Source organism: Streptomyces sp., assembly GCF_036566765.1.
Taxonomy (GTDB): Bacteria; Actinomycetota; Actinomycetes; order Streptomycetales; family Streptomycetaceae; genus Streptomyces.
Map to the genome: position 1 here is coordinate 1 of NZ_DATCVQ010000447.1, position 15,764 is coordinate 15,764.

General features: G+C 72.8%; 14 protein-coding genes. 10 read left to right on the top strand and 4 right to left on the bottom strand.

Annotated features, from left to right (window positions below; translation table 11 throughout):
• Positions 1 to 164 precede the first annotated feature (164 nt).
• Positions 165 to 1,319 (top strand): calcium-binding protein, encoded by a 1,155-nt coding sequence (locus VIU94_RS26410; RefSeq protein ID WP_331914789.1) that lies wholly within the window; start codon positions 165 to 167, stop codon positions 1,317 to 1,319.
• A gap of 80 nt (positions 1,320 to 1,399) precedes the next feature.
• A complete protein-coding gene (locus tag VIU94_RS26415; protein WP_331914790.1) occupies positions 1,400 to 2,017 on the top strand; it encodes a DUF4291 domain-containing protein in 618 nt (205 codons plus the stop codon).
• A gap of 4 nt (positions 2,018 to 2,021) precedes the next feature.
• On the opposite strand, the gene VIU94_RS26420 is transcribed toward VIU94_RS26415, so the two are convergent.
• Positions 2,022 to 3,212, bottom strand: a complete 1,191-nt coding sequence (locus VIU94_RS26420) for a S8 family peptidase (protein WP_331914791.1) — start codon at positions 3,210 to 3,212, stop codon at positions 2,022 to 2,024.
• A 247-nt stretch (positions 3,213 to 3,459) separates the two neighbouring features.
• Here VIU94_RS26420 and VIU94_RS26425 point away from each other — a divergent pair, with 247 nt between their 5' ends.
• Together VIU94_RS26425 and VIU94_RS26430 are read left to right on the top strand one after the other, a co-directional pair.
• Positions 3,460 to 6,129 (top strand): alpha/beta fold hydrolase, encoded by a 2,670-nt coding sequence (locus VIU94_RS26425; protein ID WP_331914793.1) that lies wholly within the window; start codon positions 3,460 to 3,462, stop codon positions 6,127 to 6,129.
• Positions 6,126 to 6,983 (top strand): ABC transporter permease, encoded by an 858-nt coding sequence (locus tag VIU94_RS26430; protein ID WP_331914794.1) that lies wholly within the window; start codon positions 6,126 to 6,128, stop codon positions 6,981 to 6,983. The genes VIU94_RS26425 and VIU94_RS26430 overlap by 4 nt, the downstream gene beginning before the upstream one ends.
• 36 nt (positions 6,984 to 7,019) lie before the next feature.
• Here VIU94_RS26430 and VIU94_RS26435 read toward each other — a convergent pair whose 3' ends face one another.
• Complete coding sequence (locus VIU94_RS26435; RefSeq protein WP_331914795.1) at positions 7,020 to 7,766, bottom strand: helix-turn-helix transcriptional regulator; 747 nt, start codon at positions 7,764 to 7,766, stop codon at positions 7,020 to 7,022.
• A 219-nt stretch (positions 7,767 to 7,985) separates the two neighbouring features.
• On the opposite strand from VIU94_RS26435, the gene VIU94_RS26440 reads away from it, so the two are divergent.
• Together VIU94_RS26440 and VIU94_RS26445 are read left to right on the top strand one after the other, a co-directional pair.
• Positions 7,986 to 9,542 (top strand): vWA domain-containing protein, encoded by a 1,557-nt coding sequence (locus VIU94_RS26440; RefSeq protein WP_331914796.1) that lies wholly within the window; start codon positions 7,986 to 7,988, stop codon positions 9,540 to 9,542.
• A 58-nt stretch (positions 9,543 to 9,600) separates the two neighbouring features.
• A complete protein-coding gene (locus VIU94_RS26445) occupies positions 9,601 to 10,071 on the top strand; it encodes an anthrone oxygenase family protein (protein ID WP_331914798.1) in 471 nt (156 codons plus the stop codon).
• Positions 10,072 to 10,111: 40 nt separating this feature from the next.
• Here VIU94_RS26445 and VIU94_RS26450 read toward each other — a convergent pair whose 3' ends face one another.
• Positions 10,112 to 11,086 carry a ScbA/BarX family gamma-butyrolactone biosynthesis protein gene (locus tag VIU94_RS26450; protein WP_331914799.1) on the bottom strand — a complete coding sequence of 325 codons (975 nt, stop codon included), beginning with the start codon at positions 11,084 to 11,086 and terminating at the stop codon, positions 10,112 to 10,114.
• Positions 11,087 to 11,479: 393 nt separating this feature from the next.
• Here VIU94_RS26450 and VIU94_RS26455 point away from each other — a divergent pair, with 393 nt between their 5' ends.
• The 4 genes from VIU94_RS26455 (at position 11,480) to VIU94_RS26470 (ending at position 14,961) form a co-directional block, all read left to right on the top strand.
• Complete coding sequence (locus VIU94_RS26455) at positions 11,480 to 12,175, top strand: HAD family phosphatase (RefSeq protein WP_331914800.1); 696 nt, start codon at positions 11,480 to 11,482, stop codon at positions 12,173 to 12,175.
• A 52-nt stretch (positions 12,176 to 12,227) separates the two neighbouring features.
• The gene (locus tag VIU94_RS26460) at positions 12,228 to 12,998 is read left to right on the top strand and encodes a glucose 1-dehydrogenase (RefSeq protein WP_331914801.1); all 771 of its coding nucleotides are present in this window, start codon (positions 12,228 to 12,230) and stop codon (positions 12,996 to 12,998) included.
• A gap of 151 nt (positions 12,999 to 13,149) precedes the next feature.
• Positions 13,150 to 13,797 (top strand): ScbR family autoregulator-binding transcription factor, encoded by a 648-nt coding sequence (locus VIU94_RS26465; protein WP_331914802.1) that lies wholly within the window; start codon positions 13,150 to 13,152, stop codon positions 13,795 to 13,797.
• A 339-nt stretch (positions 13,798 to 14,136) separates the two neighbouring features.
• Positions 14,137 to 14,961, top strand: coding sequence for an AfsR/SARP family transcriptional regulator (locus VIU94_RS26470; protein WP_331914803.1), 825 nt, complete (start codon positions 14,137 to 14,139; stop codon positions 14,959 to 14,961).
• Positions 14,962 to 15,079: 118 nt separating this feature from the next.
• Here the strand turns inward: VIU94_RS26470 and wrbA are convergent, their stop codons facing one another.
• Entirely contained in the window at positions 15,080 to 15,697 is a 618-nt protein-coding gene (wrbA, locus tag VIU94_RS26475) for an NAD(P)H:quinone oxidoreductase (RefSeq protein WP_331914804.1), read from the bottom strand.
• Positions 15,698 to 15,764: the final 67 nt, after the last annotated feature.

Here is a 15,764-nt window from a genome sequence, read left to right on the forward strand (position 1 = left end):
CAGGCCGCGGCCCGTACGGGCCGCGGCCTGCCGTGCTTCCGTGCTTCCGTCGGGCGTACGAGACTGCGCCAACCGACTACAGTCCGCGACCGGACGGGTAGCCGGAGCGGTGGAGCGGGGGATCGATCAGCACGGACATCCGTTGTTGATCGAAGGGAAGTGCGATGACGAGGAGTCGTCACGGAGTCAGGACGCGGCTCGGGCGCGCCGCCGCGAGCGGGGGCGCGGGTGTACTGCTCCTGGGAGGCGTCCTCGGCCTCGGCGCGGCGGAGGCGGGCGCGGCGCAGCCGACCTGCCTGGGCCGTGAGGCCACGATCGTCATCACCACACCGGGTCAGACGACCAACGGCACGAGCGGGGCGGACGTGATCGTCGGCACCTCGGGCGCGGACACGATCCACGGCCTCGGCGGCAACGACCGGATCTGCAGCCTCGGCGGGAACGACACCGTGTCCGGCGGCCTCGGCAACGACCAGCTCGAAGGGGGCACCGAGAGCGACCGGGTGGTCGGCGACACGTACAGCACGACGGGCAACGTGACGGGCGGCGGGAACGACCTGGTGCGCGGCGGCCCGGGCTCGGACGTGCTGGTCGGCGACAGCTTCGCGAGCGGCACCGGGATCAATGCCTCGGGCGGCGGCAACGACAGCCTAGAGGGCGGCGACAGCGGCGACTCCATGATCGGCGACAGCATGGGCGGGAACGCCTCCGGCGGCGGCCGCGACCAGCTGGACGGCGGCGGGGCCGACGACGACATGGTCGGCGACTCGCGCGCCCTGGCCGGCGACGCCGACGGCGCCGGGGACGACACGCTGCTCGGCGGCGCGGGCTTCACCGACTTCCTGATCGGCGACAGCGACGCCACTCAGAACGCGAGCGGGAACGGCGGCGACGACACGCTGAACGGCGGCGCCGACGGCGGTCTGCAGATCGGCGACCACAACATCCGTGCCGCCGACGGCGGTTACGCCACCGGCTCCGGCCGCGACCGCATCATCGGCGGCGCCGGCTCCGAAATCCTGGTCGGCGAGAGCTCCGTGGTCGACGCCAACCTCAGTTCCGCGAGCGACGACCGCATCGAGGGCAACGGCGGCAACGACGTGATCTTCGGCGACAACACGAACTACGAGATCTCCGCCACGGTCGGCACCGCAGGCGGCCGCGACGACCTCCGCGCCGGCGACGGCGCCGACACCCTCCGCGCCGGCCCCGGCGACGACGACCTCGACGGCGGCGAAGGCGGCCCCGACACCTGCGACGGAGAATCCGGCACAGACACCGCCACCCAATCCTGCGAGACAACCCCCAACGTTCCGTAACCCCCCGCCCCCCGGCCCGGCCGGCCGCCCGCGCCCCAATTCACTGGCGCAGACGCCCGACCGGGCCGCAGTCTGACCCCATGCACGCCGTCCCCAAGCACCAGATCCGCGCCCTGCACACCGACACGACGGTCACCGTCTACCAGGCGTACCGCCCGTCCATCGGCCTCCCGGCCGCCCGCGACGGCCGCTTCCCGGCCGCCTGGAAGCGGGACCGGATGACATGGATCAAGCCCAGCTTCCTGTGGATGATGTACCGCTGCGGCTGGGGCCTGAAGGAGGGCCAGGAGACGGTCCTCGCCCTGGAGATCACCCGCGAGGGCTTCGACTGGGCGCTGCGGCACGCCTGCCTGTCGCACTACGTCCGCGGTCTGCACACCGACCGGGCCTCCTGGCAGCGGGAGTTGCGGCGCGCGCCTTCGCGGGTGCAGTGGGATCCCGAGCGGGATCTGGGTCTGAACGCGCTGCCGCACCGCTCCCTGCAGCTCGGGCTTGCGGGGGAGGCGGCGCGGCGGTACGCGGACGAGTGGACGGTCGGCGTGCGGGACGTCACGGCGCTCGCGCACGAGGTCCACGCTCTGGTCCGGGCCGGCGACCCGGAGCGGGCGCGACGGCTGTTGCCCGAGGAGCGGGCGTATCCGGCCGGGGCCGAGCTCCTCGGGCGTCTCGTCGGGCGGGGAGCCGACCTGGAGATCTAGAGACCTAGAACCGCGAGTACAGCAGCTTGTTCGGGGAGCCGGTGCGGGGGTCCTGGATCTTGTTGGGGGTGGCGTTGGCGGTGAGGGCGGTGCTTACCTGGGGCGGGGTGGCTGTGGGGTGGGTGGCGAGGTAGAGGGCTGCGGCGCCTACCGTGTGGGGGGTGGCCATCGAGGTGCCGGAGATGGTGTTGGCGGCCGTGTCGTTGTCCTTCCAGGACGACGTGATGTTCACGCCCGGGGCGAACAGGTCCACGCAGGTGCCGTAGTTGGAGAACGAGGCGCGGCGGTCGTTGCCGTCCGTGGCTCCGACCGTGATCGCCTCCGGCACCCGGGCCGGGGAGTAGTTGCACGCGTTGGCCGGCAGGCCCAGGATCGGCAGACCGTTGCCCGCCGCGACGGCGTACGTCACGCCCGAGGCGATCGACCGCTTCACCGCGTCGTCGAGCGAGGTGTTCGCCCCGCCGCCCAGGCTCATGTTGGCGACCGCCGGCTTCACGGCGTGCGCGGTCACCCAGTCGACGCCCGCGATGACGCCCGCCGTCGTGCCGGAGCCCTCGCAGTCCAGGACCCGGACGGCCACCAGCTTCACGCCCTTGGCGACGCCGTACGTCGCGCCGCCGACCGTGCCCGCGACATGCGTGCCGTGGCCCTGGCAGTCCTGCCCGTTCTGCCCGCCGCCCACGGTGTCCGTGCCGACCGACGCCCGGCCGCCGAACTCGCTGTGCGAGGTGCGTATGCCGGTGTCGATGATGTACGCGGTCACGTTCGACGCGGTCGTGTCGTAGGCGTAGGTCTTCGACAGCGGCAGGTCCCGCTGGTCGATCCGGTCGAGCCCCCAGGTCGCGTTCGGCTGCGTGTCGGCCATGCGGACCGTCGCGTTCTGCTCGACGTACGCCACCCGCGGGTCGGCGGAGAGCTTCGCGGCCCGCGCCTGCGACATCGTTGCCGAGAAGCCCTTCAGCACCGAGCGGTACTCGTGCTTCGGCGTCACGCCCAGATCGCCCGCACGCGTCGAGCCGTCCTTGAGGACGACGATCCAGCTGTTCTCGACGGCGAGGGACGAGGGCACGAGCCGCAGATCGCCGACGACCGCGCTCTGCGCCGTCGGCGAGGCGGCGACCTGGAGCCCGGCGGCGAGCGCGACGACGGGGACGAGCACTCCGAGGCGGCGGAGTCGGGGGGAGGCAAAAGTCATGGAGGGGGGCACCTGACCTTTCGATGTCCGGGGGAATGCCGGGGTGAGGGGGCCGGCCGGCCGGTGGGGTGGGGGGTGCGCGCTGCCACAGAGTCCCGTGTTGACATGTGCGGCACAAGGGGGTCTCACGCGACGTCCACATACCGCGACGGGTGTACGCGGAACCTCCTCGTACGCCTCAAGGAGGCCGCCCGGCTCCGCCTGACGGTCGCTCCGGCGGGGCGGTCGCGCGCTTAGTGTTTTGCGCATGAAGCTCCGACTTCCCCGGTGGACCGCGCTCGCCGCCGTCCTCGCCGTGCTCGCCGGCGGCGGGACATGGGTCGCCGCCGCCTCGGACCGACCACCGCCCGTGCACCGTGCCGACCGGGTCCTCGACCTGCCCGGGGCGCGGATCGACACCTCGTACTACACCGCCGGAGGCGACGGCCGGCGGCCCGCCGTGCTGCTCGGGCACGGCTTCGGCGGCAGCAAGGACGACGTGCGCGAGCAGGCCGAGAAGCTCGCCCGGGACGGCTACGCCGTGCTCACCTGGTCCGCCCGTGGCTTCGGCCGGTCCACCGGACGGATCGGGCTCAACGACCCCGCGCACGAGGTCCAGGACGTCCGGCGGCTGATCGACTGGCTGGCCGAGCGCCCCGAGGTCCGGCTCGACAAGGCCGGCGACCCGCGCGTCGGCGTCACCGGCGCCTCGTACGGCGGCGCGATCTCGCTGCTCGCCGCCGGGTACGACACCCGGGTCGACGCCATCGCCCCGCAGATCACGTACTGGAACCTGGCCGACGCGCTGTTCCCCGAAGGGGTGTTCAAGAAGCTCTGGAGCGGGATCTTCTTCTCGACCGGGTCCGCCGGAGCGCCCGGCGTCCCCTCTGGAGTGCCCGCCGCGCCCGCCTCCGCCTCGCCCGCGTGCGGGCGGTTCACCGACGAGCTCTGCGCCATGTACCAGCGCGTCGCCGTCACCGGGAAGCCCGACGCCGCCGCCCGCGCCCTCCTCGAAGCGCGCAGCCCCTCCGCCGTCGGCGCGCGCATCAAGACGCCCGCGCTCATCGTGCAGGGCCAGGCCGACTCGCTGTTCCCGCTCTCCCACGCCGATGCCATGGCCCGCACGATCGCCGCCAACGGCGCGCCGGTCGCCGTCGACTGGATCGCCGGCGGCCACGACGGCGGCGACCGCGAGACCGACCGCGTCGAGGCCCGGATCGGCGCCTGGTTCGACCGCCACCTCAAGGGCGAGGCGAACGCCGACACCGGGCCCGCCTTCCGGGTCAGCCGGGCCGGCGGCGTCGACTCCACCGACGGGCAGGCGATGCTGCGGGGCGCGACCTCCGACCGCTACCCCGGCCTGTCCGCCGGCCCCCGTGCCGTCGAACTCGCGGGCCGACCCCGTACGTTCGCCAACCCCGCCGGCGCCAACCCGCCCGCCATCTCCGCCGTCCCCGGCGTCGGCGGCGCGCTCGGCTCCTTCTCCGCCCTCGGCGTCGGGCTCTCCCTGGACTTCCCCGGGCAGCACGCCGCCTTCGACTCCCGCCCGCTGACCGAGCCGCTGCACCTCACCGGCTCGCCCACGGTCCGCGTCGAGGTCGCCTCCGACAGCGGCGAGGCCGTCCTGTTCGGCAAGGTGTACGACGTCGGGCCCGACGGCCGCCAGCAGGTCCTGCCTGCTCAACTCGTCGCCCCCGTCCGTATCGAGGGCGTCCACAAGGCCCGGACCGTCGACCTCACCCTGCCCGCCGTCGACCACCGGATCGAGGCCGGGCACCGGCTGCGGCTCGTGCTCGCCTCCACCGACCTCGGCTACGCCTCGCCGGCCGCCCCCGCCACGTACACCGTCACCCCGAAGAGCGCGCTCACCGTGCCCACCGCCCCGGCCGTGCGCACCCAGGCGGCCGCCCTTCCCTGGTGGGTCTGGGGCCTGCCCGCGGCCGGCGCGCTGATCGCCGCCGCCCTGCTCCTGACCGCCCGCCGCCGCACCGTCGCGCCCGCCCCGGACCCGGAACTCGCCTCCGTGCCCCTGCAGATCACCGGGCTCACCAAGAAGTACCGGGGAGCCACGGACCGGTACGCCGTACGGGACCTCTCCTTCCGCGTCGAGCAGGGCCAGGTCCTCGGTCTGCTCGGCCCCAACGGGGCCGGGAAGACCACCACCCTGCGGATGCTGATGGGCCTGATCACCCCGGACGACGGCGAGATCAGGGTCTTCGGGCAGGCGATCCGGCCCGGCGCGCCCGTCCTGTCCCGGGTCGGCGCGTTCGTCGAGGGCGCGGGCTTCCTGCCGCACCTGTCCGGCCGGGACAACCTCGACCTGTACTGGAAGGCCACCGGCAGGCCCGCCGAGGACGCGCACATCGAGGAGGCCCTGCAGATCGCCGGACTCGGCGACGCGCTCGCCCGCGCCGTGCGCACCTACTCGCAGGGCATGCGGCAGCGGCTCGCCATCGCCCAGGCCATGCTCGGGTTGCCGGACCTGCTCATCCTCGACGAACCGACCAACGGCCTCGACCCGCCGCAGATCCGCGAGATGCGGGACGTGATGATCCGGTACGCGGCCGGCGGCCGGACCGTCATCGTCTCCAGCCACCTCCTGTCGGAGGTGGAGCAGTCCTGCACCCATCTCGTGGTCATGGACCGGGGCCGGCTCGTGCAGGCCGGTCCGGTCGCGGAGATCACCGGCGCGGGCGAGACCCTGCTCGTCACCCTCGCCGGCGAACTCGCCGAGCCGCTCGTCGAGAAGATCGGCGCGCTGCCCGGCGTCGGCTCCGCGGCCCGCACCGAGGGCGGCGTCCTGCTCCGGCTCGACGGCGCCGACCCCACCGCCCTGATCGGCGAACTCGTCCGCCTCGACGTGCCGTTGACCGGGGTGGGCCCGCACCGCCGACTGGAGGACGCGTTCCTCACCCTGATCGGAGGAGGATCCGCATGACCGCCCTGGTGGAGACCGCGCCCGGCTACCGGGCCCGGCACACGCTGCCGCTGCGCGTCGAGGCGCTGCGCCAGCTGAAGCGCCGACGCACCCTCGTCATGGCCGGGATCCTGGCCGCCCTGCCGTTCGTGCTGCTGATCGCGTTCTGGATCGGCGGCACCCCGGACGGGCGGGACAACGGCCGGATCACCCTGATGGACACGGCGACCGCGTCCGGCGCCAACTTCGCCGCGACCTGTCTGTTCGTCTCGGCCGGGTTCCTGCTGGTGGTCCCCGTGGCGCTGTTCTGCGGCGACACCGTCGCCTCGGAGGCCAGCTGGTCCTCGCTGCGCTATCTGCTCGCCGCGCCCGTGCCGCGCGCCCGGCTGCTCTGGTCGAAGCTGGCCGTGGGCCTCGGGTTCAGCGCGGCGGCGATGGTGCTGCTGCCACTGGTCGCCCTGGCGGCGGGCACCGTCGCCTACGGCTGGGGGCCGCTGAAGCTGCCCACCGGGGGAGCGCTGGCGAGCGCGGACACCCTGCCGCGGCTCGCAGTGGCCGTCGCGTTCGTGTTCGTCTCCCAACTGGTCACCGCCGGGCTCGCGTTCTGGCTGTCCACCCGCACCGACGCCCCGCTGGGCGCGGTCGGCGGCGCGGTCGGGCTGACCATCATCGGCAACGTCCTGGACGCGGTGACCGCGCTGGGGGACTGGCGCGACTTCCTGCCGGCGCACTGGCAGTTCGCCTGGGCCGACGCGCTCCAGCCGCAGCTGGAGTGGGGCGGCATGGCGAAGGGGGCGGCGGTCTCGGTGACGTACGCACTGATCCTCTTCGCGCTCGCCTTCCGGGGCTTCGCCCGCAAGGACATCGTGTCCTGACGCACGGGGCCGCGCGCCCGCCCCGCGCCCGGCCGGTCACAACCACCCCCGACGAGCCGCTTCCGCACCCGCCCGGAAGCGGCTCGTCGTGCCGAGGGCGTTCATCAGCTCACCGACCCTTCTGCTGTACGTCCGGCCCGACATGCCGAGCCGGGCGGCGGCCGCCTCGTCCGTCTGTCCGGCGAGCAGCGCCTCGAGGACCGGCCGCAGCTGTGGGGGCAGCTCGCGGTGCGGGACGACGGCGCCGGTCAGCTCCTCGCCCGCGTCCCAGCAGGCGTGATGGGCGCGGACGAGGGCCTGGACGACCACCGGGTCGCGGATCAGCAGCAGCCCGTTGTAGAGCAGTTCGAGATCGAGCGGGACCGCCGCCACCAGACGGTCCACGACGATCATCTTGAACGGGATCGCCTGGGTGAGCCGGGCACGGCCCGCCCGGACCGTCCCCGCCCCGGCGATCTGCGCCAGCGCGTGCCGGGGCACGATCCGCCGGACCGATCCGGCCCGCTCCGCCGCGGTCCGCATGCACGCTCCTGCCAGCTCCAGGAACGGCTCGGGGATCGCACGGCCCGCGGAGGCGGCCGGATCGTCGAAGGTCAGCAGTTCATGCCGCGCGGAGGCGGCGAGACCGGCCAGTGCGGCGCTGACCTGCCGCACGCCGCGCACCGGCCGCCCGGACGGCCGCAGCGCCATCGCCGCGCCGTCCCGCTCACCGGTGCCGTCCCGCGCCGCGGCACCCGACGTCGGTTTTGTCGTCGCCGTCCGGCCCAGCACGGAACCCGCCATGTTCGCCACCGTGACCACCCCCCGCAGAAATCGGTGTGCGCCACTCCATGTACGCACGCGACTCCGTACGGTGACAAGACCCAGCTGGGGTGATGGCGAGTCCCTGCCACGGAAGAGGGCCGTTGCCGCATTGAGATCCATCCGCAACTCCTTCGTCTGCTCCTTCGGGCGGTCCCGCACGTCACATTCACAAGTGCGCGACAACGAGGGGGAGATGACATGAGTCGACGACAGGGACGGACACTCACGGCCGGGTTGCTCGCCGCCGGCCTGCTGCTGACCGGCTGCGGCGGCGGCGCCCAGCACGAGACCTCCGCCAGGGACAAGGGCGGGCCCGGCCTCACCGCGCCCAAGGGCACGGTCGGCGGCGGCGGTTCCACCGGCGGCAGCGGCTCGACCGCCGGGCCGGACGCCGCCCGCGGCGACAGCGCGACCGAGGGCGAGGGCGAGCAGCGCGTGGCGCCCGCCCCCGACTACCTCTCCACCTTCGCGCTCGACGTGGACACCGCCTCGTACGGCTACGCCCGCCGCACCCTCGCCGAGGGCCGGCTGCCCGCGCCGGAGACCGTGCGGCCGGAGGAGTTCGTCAACAGCTTCCGCCCCGACTACAAGCGTCCCGAGGGCGACGGCTTCGGCGTGACCGTGGACGGTGCGCGCACCACGCGGGAGGGCTGGTCGCTGGTCCGGGTGGGGCTCGCGACGCGGGCCGCCGACCGGCACGGCCCTCGCCCGCCGGCCGCGCTCACCTTCGTCGTCGACATCTCCGGCTCGATGGCCGAGCCGGGCCGCCTCGACCTGGTCAAGGAGTCCCTCGGGGTGCTCACCGGCCAGCTGCGCGACGACGACTCGATCGCCCTGGTCACCTTCAGCGACGAGGCCGAGACCCGGCTGCCGATGACCCGGGTGGGCGGCGCCCGGGACCGCATCCGCGGGGTCGTGTCGGCGCTCGAGACCACCTCGTCCACGAACGTCGAGGCGGGCGTCCGCACCGGCTACGACGTCGCCGTCGAGGGCCGCCGCAAGGGCGCGACCAACCGGGTGGTGCTGCTCTCCGACGCCCTTGCCAACACCGGCGACACCGAGGCCTCGTCCATCCTGCGCCGGATCGACGAGGAGCGCCGGGCGTACGGCATCACCCTCTTCGGCGTCGGCGTGGGCAGCGACTACGGGGACGCGTTCATGGAGCAGCTCGCCGACAAGGGCGACGGGCACACCACGTACGTCTCCACCCCCGAGCAGGCCCGCAAGGTCTTCGTCGACCAGCTCCCCGCCCACATCGAGCTGCGCGCCCGCGACGCCAAGGCCCAGGTCGCGTTCGACCCGCAGACCGTGGAGCGCTTCCAGCTGATCGGCTACGAGAACCGCGAGGTCGCCGACGAGGACTTCCGCAACGACCGGGTGGACGGCGGCGAGGTCGGCGCGGGCCACACCGTCACGGCGCTGTACGCGGTCAAGGTCCGCGCGGGCCGCTCCGGCCACCTCGCCACCGCGACCGTCCGCTGGCTCGACCCCGCCACCCGCGCCCCGCACGAGCAGACCGGCTCGGTCGAGACCGGGGCGCTGGCCGGCTCGATCTGGGGCGGCGGGCACGACAGCCTGCAGCTGACGGCGATCGCCGGGTACTTCGCGGACCGGCTGCGCGGCGGCGAGCTGCCGGGCGCGCCCGGGTACGGGGAGCTGGCCGAGAAGGCGTACGCGCTGGCCGAGCGGGCCGAGTCGGCGTCGGTGCGGGAGCTGGCCGATGCCATCCGGCAGGCGGACCGCCTCAAGAACTGACCCCCGTCACACACGGCAATTCCGTGCGGAGAGGGTGACGTGCCGTCATGATGGGGCCATGCCCACCACGTTGCTCGCTCTCGCCGTCGGATGCACCGGGCTCTACGCCGGTTTCATGCTCATCTTCCAGACCGGGATCATGCCCGCGCTGGCCCGGCTCACGGACGCCGAGTTCGTGAGCGCCATGCGGCGGATCAACGAGTACGTGCCGAAGCCGGTGTTCCTCGTCGTGTTCCTCGGGATCGTGGTCTTCCCGGCGGCCGCGCTCGCGGTGCCGATCGACGGGCGCTCGGACACCCAGAAGTGGCTGATCCTGGCGGGGCTCGTCTGCGTGGTGCTGAACCACCTCGTCACGATCGGGGGCAACATCCCGCTGAACAACGCTCTGGCGGCCTCGGAGGGCGGCGCGGGCGACGACCCGGCGGCCGTCCGGGCGGCCTTCGAGAAGCGGTGGAACGGCCTGCACCGGATCCGCACGCTGCTGATCACCGCCGGGTTCGGCCTGCTGATCGCCGCGTCGCTCACGTAAGAAGCTGCGGCGTGCGCTGCGTCGTGCGCTGCGTCGTGCGCTACGGCGTGCGCGTCGGCAGGGCGGTGACCGTCGTGATCGCCGTGAACACGAGCTCGTCGTCCTGCCGTCCGGTCACCGAGAGCAGGCTCTCCGAGGTGCCCGGATAGTCCACGGCCTGGTCGATCTCGATCCAGACGGGGCTGCCGAACTCGGCGTACCGGTGGAAGGTGCTGTCCATGGCCGCCGGCAGCATCTCGCGCCCCTGCGGGACGCGGCTGCGGGCCGCCTGGCGGGCCGCCTCCAGAAGCACCATGCCGGGGATGTGGTCGCCCGGGTGGTCGAAGAGCACCGGGTGGTCGGTGTTCACCCGCAGCTGCCAGCGGGCGCCGCCCGCGACGCCCGGCGCGGCGGGGGAGAGAACCACGTCGGACGGGTTCCACCGGCCGACGACGGCGGGCGCCACCGGCGCCGGCAGCGGGCCGGGCGCGGGGAACGGGTCGGCCAACCGGTCGGCGCGCAGCCGCCGGTAGACCTCCGGGCTGGTGCAGGTGTAGCGGGCGTCGCCGACGGCGACGGTGCGGCCGTTCTCGGTGACGACCACCTCGTACGAGAGCCCCGCGAGCCGGCCCGCCCGCCGGCGTATGTCGGTGCAGGTCACGTGGAGCCGCAGCTCGGCCGGCGCGCCGCCGACGGCCAGCAGGCCCGGTACCACCCGGTAGTTGAGCTCCCACATCAGGAACTGGTGGCCGAGCGGCACGTCGAAGCCGACGTGCGCGAGCAGCGCGCCCACCTGCCGGATCGTTTCCGCCACCATCATCGGGTCGTAGTGCGTGCCGCCGACCGGGCCGAGGAAGCTGTGGGCGCGCGGCCACTGCGCGCCGATCGTGAAGTGCGCCTCGTCCGCGCGCGTCCATCCGGTCGTCAGGAAGACCTCGGCGATCGCCGCCCGGTGGACGTACTCGCGCGGGACGGTCGAGGTGAACGGCTGCACGGCGTGGATCGCCTTCTCGGACGGTGCGGACGTGTGGAGCATGAGGGATCCCCTCGGCCTTCGTCTGGAGCTCGGGTGCCGGCTGCGCGGCAAGTTACGAACCTCGGGGTCGGTTTGCAAGGGTTGAACTCCAGGTGTGTCAGGTCTGTTCACTCCCCTTGCGCTCCCCGTGCGCCCCCCTTGCGCCGCACCACCTGTCTGGTCAGTACCGTTCTGACGTCCCAATTTCGTTACGGAGGGCGGCACATGTCCGGTATCGAGGGGCCCCGGGGTTCAAAGCCACAGCCGCTTCGGGTATCTTCCAGACGCCGGAAATCTGTACCGTCGGGTTTGTTTCTCGGAGATGAGAGAGGCCGGTCCGGGCCGGAACCTCCCGTGACAGGCGGTTCGTCACGCTGTGCCCGGCTCGTAGTCTCGGCTGCCATTGGAGATCCCGTGGAACCCCTGCGTCACCTACGGCTCGCGGCCGTCAACATCGACGGCGTGCTGCTCAACGACACGTTCAGCCCGGTGATCCATCGGTTCGTCACCAGCCGGGGCGGCCGCTACGACGCCGAGGTCGAGCGGGAGATCTTCTCGCAGGGACAGCTCACCGCCGCCCGCGCCCTCGGCGCCGCGGCCGGACTGCCCGACAGCCCCGAGGACGTCCTGGCGCGCTACTTCGAGGAGCGCTCGGCCTACCTCGCCGACCATCCGCTGCGGGTGCTCGACGGCGCCGAGGCCCTGCTGCGCCGGCTGCGCGCGCTCGGCCTGCGGACGGTCTGCTACGGCGGCCTGGACCGGCGCCACTTCGACGCGTACCTCGGCTGCTTCGGTGAACTCTTCGACGAGCCGGGCTACGTCTGCACAAACGACTTCCGCCCCGGGGTGCACGAGATCACCGCCGACGTCTTCGGACTCGCCCACGACCGGGCGCTGTTCGTGGACGACGTGGCCCGGGTCGCGGAGACCGCCCGGGACCTCGGGGCGGCGTTCATCGGCCACCCCAGCGACTTCGCCCACGGCTTCCAGGGCGAGCTGATGCGCAAGGCGGGCGTCCGCCATGTCGTCGACTCGCTCGACGCGATCGACGAGACTCTGCTGCGCGCCGTCGACGCCGAGGCCGCCGCCGGCCGCGTCTGGGCGGCCTGACACCCGCCGTGCACCGAACCCCCACCCATCAGTCGAGGGAGACGACCGTTCCATGACCGCAGACCACCGCCTGCTGACCGACAAAGTCGCGCTGATCACCGGAGCCAGCAGCGGGATCGGGGCCGCGGCCGCCCGGGTCTTCGCCCGGGAGGGCGCGAAGGTCGTCCTCGCCGCCCGCCGCGAGGACCGGCTCAAGGATCTCGTCGCCGAGCTGCGCGAGGGCGGGGCCGAGGCCGAGTACGTCGTCGCCGACATCACCCGCCGCGCCGACACCCGGGCGGCCGTGGCGCACGCCGTGGCGACGTACGGCCGGCTCGACGCGGCCTTCAACAACGCCGGCTGGGGAGCCGGCCGTGAGCCGCTGCACGAGATGGACGACGAGCTCTACGACCGGATCATGGACGTCAACGTGCGCGGCGTGTGGAACTGCCTGCGCGACGAGATCGCGGTCATGCTGCCGGCCGGCGGCGGGACGATCGTCAACAACAGCAGCGTCGGCGGACTGCTCGCCACCCCGGTCGCCGCCCCGTACGTGGCCGCCAAGCACGCCGTCGTCGGGCTGACGAAGGCCGCCGCCGCCGAGTACGCGGCGCAGGGGATACGGATCAACTCGGTGGCCCCGGGGACCACCCGTACCGAGGTGGTCACCGAGTGGTTCGCGGCGGTGCCCGGCGTCGAGGAGGCGCTGCACGCCGCGACGCCGCAGCCGCGGACGGCCGAGCCCGAGGAGATCGCCGAGGCCGCCGCGTGGTTGCTCAGCGATCGCGCGTCGTTCGTCACCGGTGTCACCATGCCGGTGGACGGCGGCTTCACAATGGTGTGAAGCGCGCATGAACCTCCCCGCTCGTGAACATCTTCGTGAACTCGTCATGGACCTTGTCATGGACCTCGTCATGAACGGCGGTACGAGCAGTGGTCCCCCAGTGCCTCGCGTTCCGGCGGGCGCCAGTCAAGAGCTAAGGACGTGACCCCTCATGGCTAAGCAGGATCGCGCGATCCGTACGCGCCAGGCGATCTTGGAGGCTGCCGCCGCCGTCTTCGACGAGCGCGGCTACGAGGCCGCCAAGCTCTCCGACATCCTGGAACTGGCCCAGGTCACGAAGGGCGCGCTCTACTTCCACTTCGACTCCAAGGAAGACCTGGCGCACGCGGTGATCGACGCGCAGGTCTCGGCCACGCCCGAACCGCTGCCGCAGGTGTCGAAGCTGCAGGAGTTCGTCGACATCGGGATGGTCTTCGCGCACCGGCTCACCCACGACGGGCTGCTGCGCGGCAGCGTGCGGCTCACCCTCGACCAGGGCGGCCACGAGCTCAACCGCAGCGGGCCGTACCGGGAGTGGACCGAGCTCAACCTGCGGGTGCTCAACGAGGCGAAGCAGCGCGGCGAACTGCTGCCGCACGCCGATCCGGAGGAGGCGGCGCCGCTCGTCGTGGGCGCGTACGCCGGCCTCAACCTGATGCAGCAGGCGCTCGGTTCGCGAACGAACATGGAGCACTGGGCGTCCGTGCTCTACCGGCATGTGCTGCCCAGCATCGCGGTGCCGGCCGTGCTCGCGATGCTCGACATGGAGCCGGGCCGGGGGCTGCGCGCGCTGGGTCCGGCCGAGGCTCCGGCGGGTTAGCGCCCGACGACACCCCGTCACGCTGCTTTGGCACCAGGGCTGTCGTGCGTCGCAAAATCATACCGACCTCCCGGTTTCTCTCCGGGTGCACGTGCGCGTCGCCTGTTCGTACCCTGCCTCGGCTCCATCAAAGCGTACCCCCGGGTCCAGATAGTGGATCCGGGGGTACGCTTCTTCGGGACGCAAGCGCTTGCGCGATGGCGGTAAGAGGGGATAAATCGGGCAGCTATCCGGACTTGGCCTGATCCATATTCCATACCGCCAGGTTTCTTATTGACATGCCTCGCGGTCTCTTTTCTAATCATCCAGGGCCGATCCGCACGGATGAGGGGGAATTCAGTGGACGTCCGGATCCTCGGTGGACTCTCGGTACGCGAGAACGGCGTCTCCGTCGTCGCCACGGCCGCGGCGCCCCGTCAAGTCCTCGCTCTGCTCGCAGCGAAGGCCGACCAGGTCGTGCCCGCGACCGTCCTGTTGGAGGAGCTCTGGCCCTCCGGCGCGCCCCGCGGCGCCCGCGCCGAACTCCAGGCGCACATCCAGGGCTTGCGGTCCCTGATCACCACAGCTCTGCGCAACTCCGAGCCCCCGCCGCCCGGGAGCAGCTGGCTGGACCGCCGTACCGCCGAGGCCGTCCTCGTCTCGCTGCCCGGCGGCTACCGGCTCGACACGGGCGGCGGCTCGCACGACGCCTGGCAGTTCGAGCGGGCCACCGGGGCCGGCTACCGGGCGATGGAGAGCGGCGACCTTCAGCGCGCCTCCCGCCGGCTCGGCGAGGCCCTGGGGCTGTGGCGCGGGGACCCGTTCGCGGACGTGGCCGCGGGCCCGCACCTGCGGGCCGAGATCGAGCGCCTGGAGGAGTCCCGGCTCAGCGCCCTCGACCAGTGGGTGGAGGCGCGGCTGCAGCTCGGCCGGCATGTGGAGATGGTGCCCGAGCTCTCCGAGCTCGTCGCCCTGCACCGCACCAACGAGTCGCTGCACTGCCAGTTCATCGTGGCGCTGCTGCGCTGCGGGCGGCAGGACGAGGCCCAGGAGGTCTACCAGCGGCTCCGTGACGGACTGCGACGGGAGAGCGGCCGGGAGCCCTCGCCCCGGCTGCGCAGGCTGCAGCGCTCGATCATGACGTTCCGTCCGGCGGTCCGCATGCCGGTGGGCGCGTTCGTCTGAGGCGCGGACGAGGCGCGGACGAAGCGCGGACGAGGCGCGCTTCTCCGGACCGCGGAGACACGACGGAGGGGGCAGGACTCTCGTCCTGCCCCCTCCGAGGCTCTCCGCGCGGTGCGTGTCAGACCGCGGCGAGGCCCTTCTTCAGAGCCGTCGCGATCTCGACGGCGCGACGGGCCTGGAACTCGACCGCGCCCAGGTTCTCGTCGTGCACGTTCCCGGCCTGGTTCGCCGAGACGCTGGAGGCGCCGTACGGGTTGCCGTTGGACTCGGCGAACTGGATCGGGTCCGCGTAGCCGGGGGCCACGATGATGGCGCCCCAGTGGTAGAAGGTGTTGTTCAGCGCGAGCAGCGTCGACTCCTGGCCGCCGTGCGTGGAGGAGGTCGAGGTGAAGCCGGACGTCACCTTGTTGACCAGCTTGCCCTCGGCCCAGATGCCGCCGGTCGTGTCGATGAACTGCTTGACCTGGCTGGCGGGCTGGCCGAACCGGGTCGGCGTGCCGATCAGCACCACGTCGGCCCACACCAGGTCGTCCAGGGACGCCACCTCGATGTCACGGGTCGCCTCGGCGTGGGCGGCCCAGTCCGGGTTGGTGTCGATCACGGCCTGCGGCGCCAGCTCGGCGACCTTGCGCAGCCGCACGTCCGCGCCGGCCTTCTCGGCCGCCTTCGCGGCCGCGGCCGCCATGGTGTGGACGTTGCCCGTCGACGAGTAGTAGATGACCGCGACATTCGTCATGACAGCCCTGCTCCTTGACTCTTCCGGTGACGCTGAACGATGGGGTGACCCGCCGCCGACCATCCCC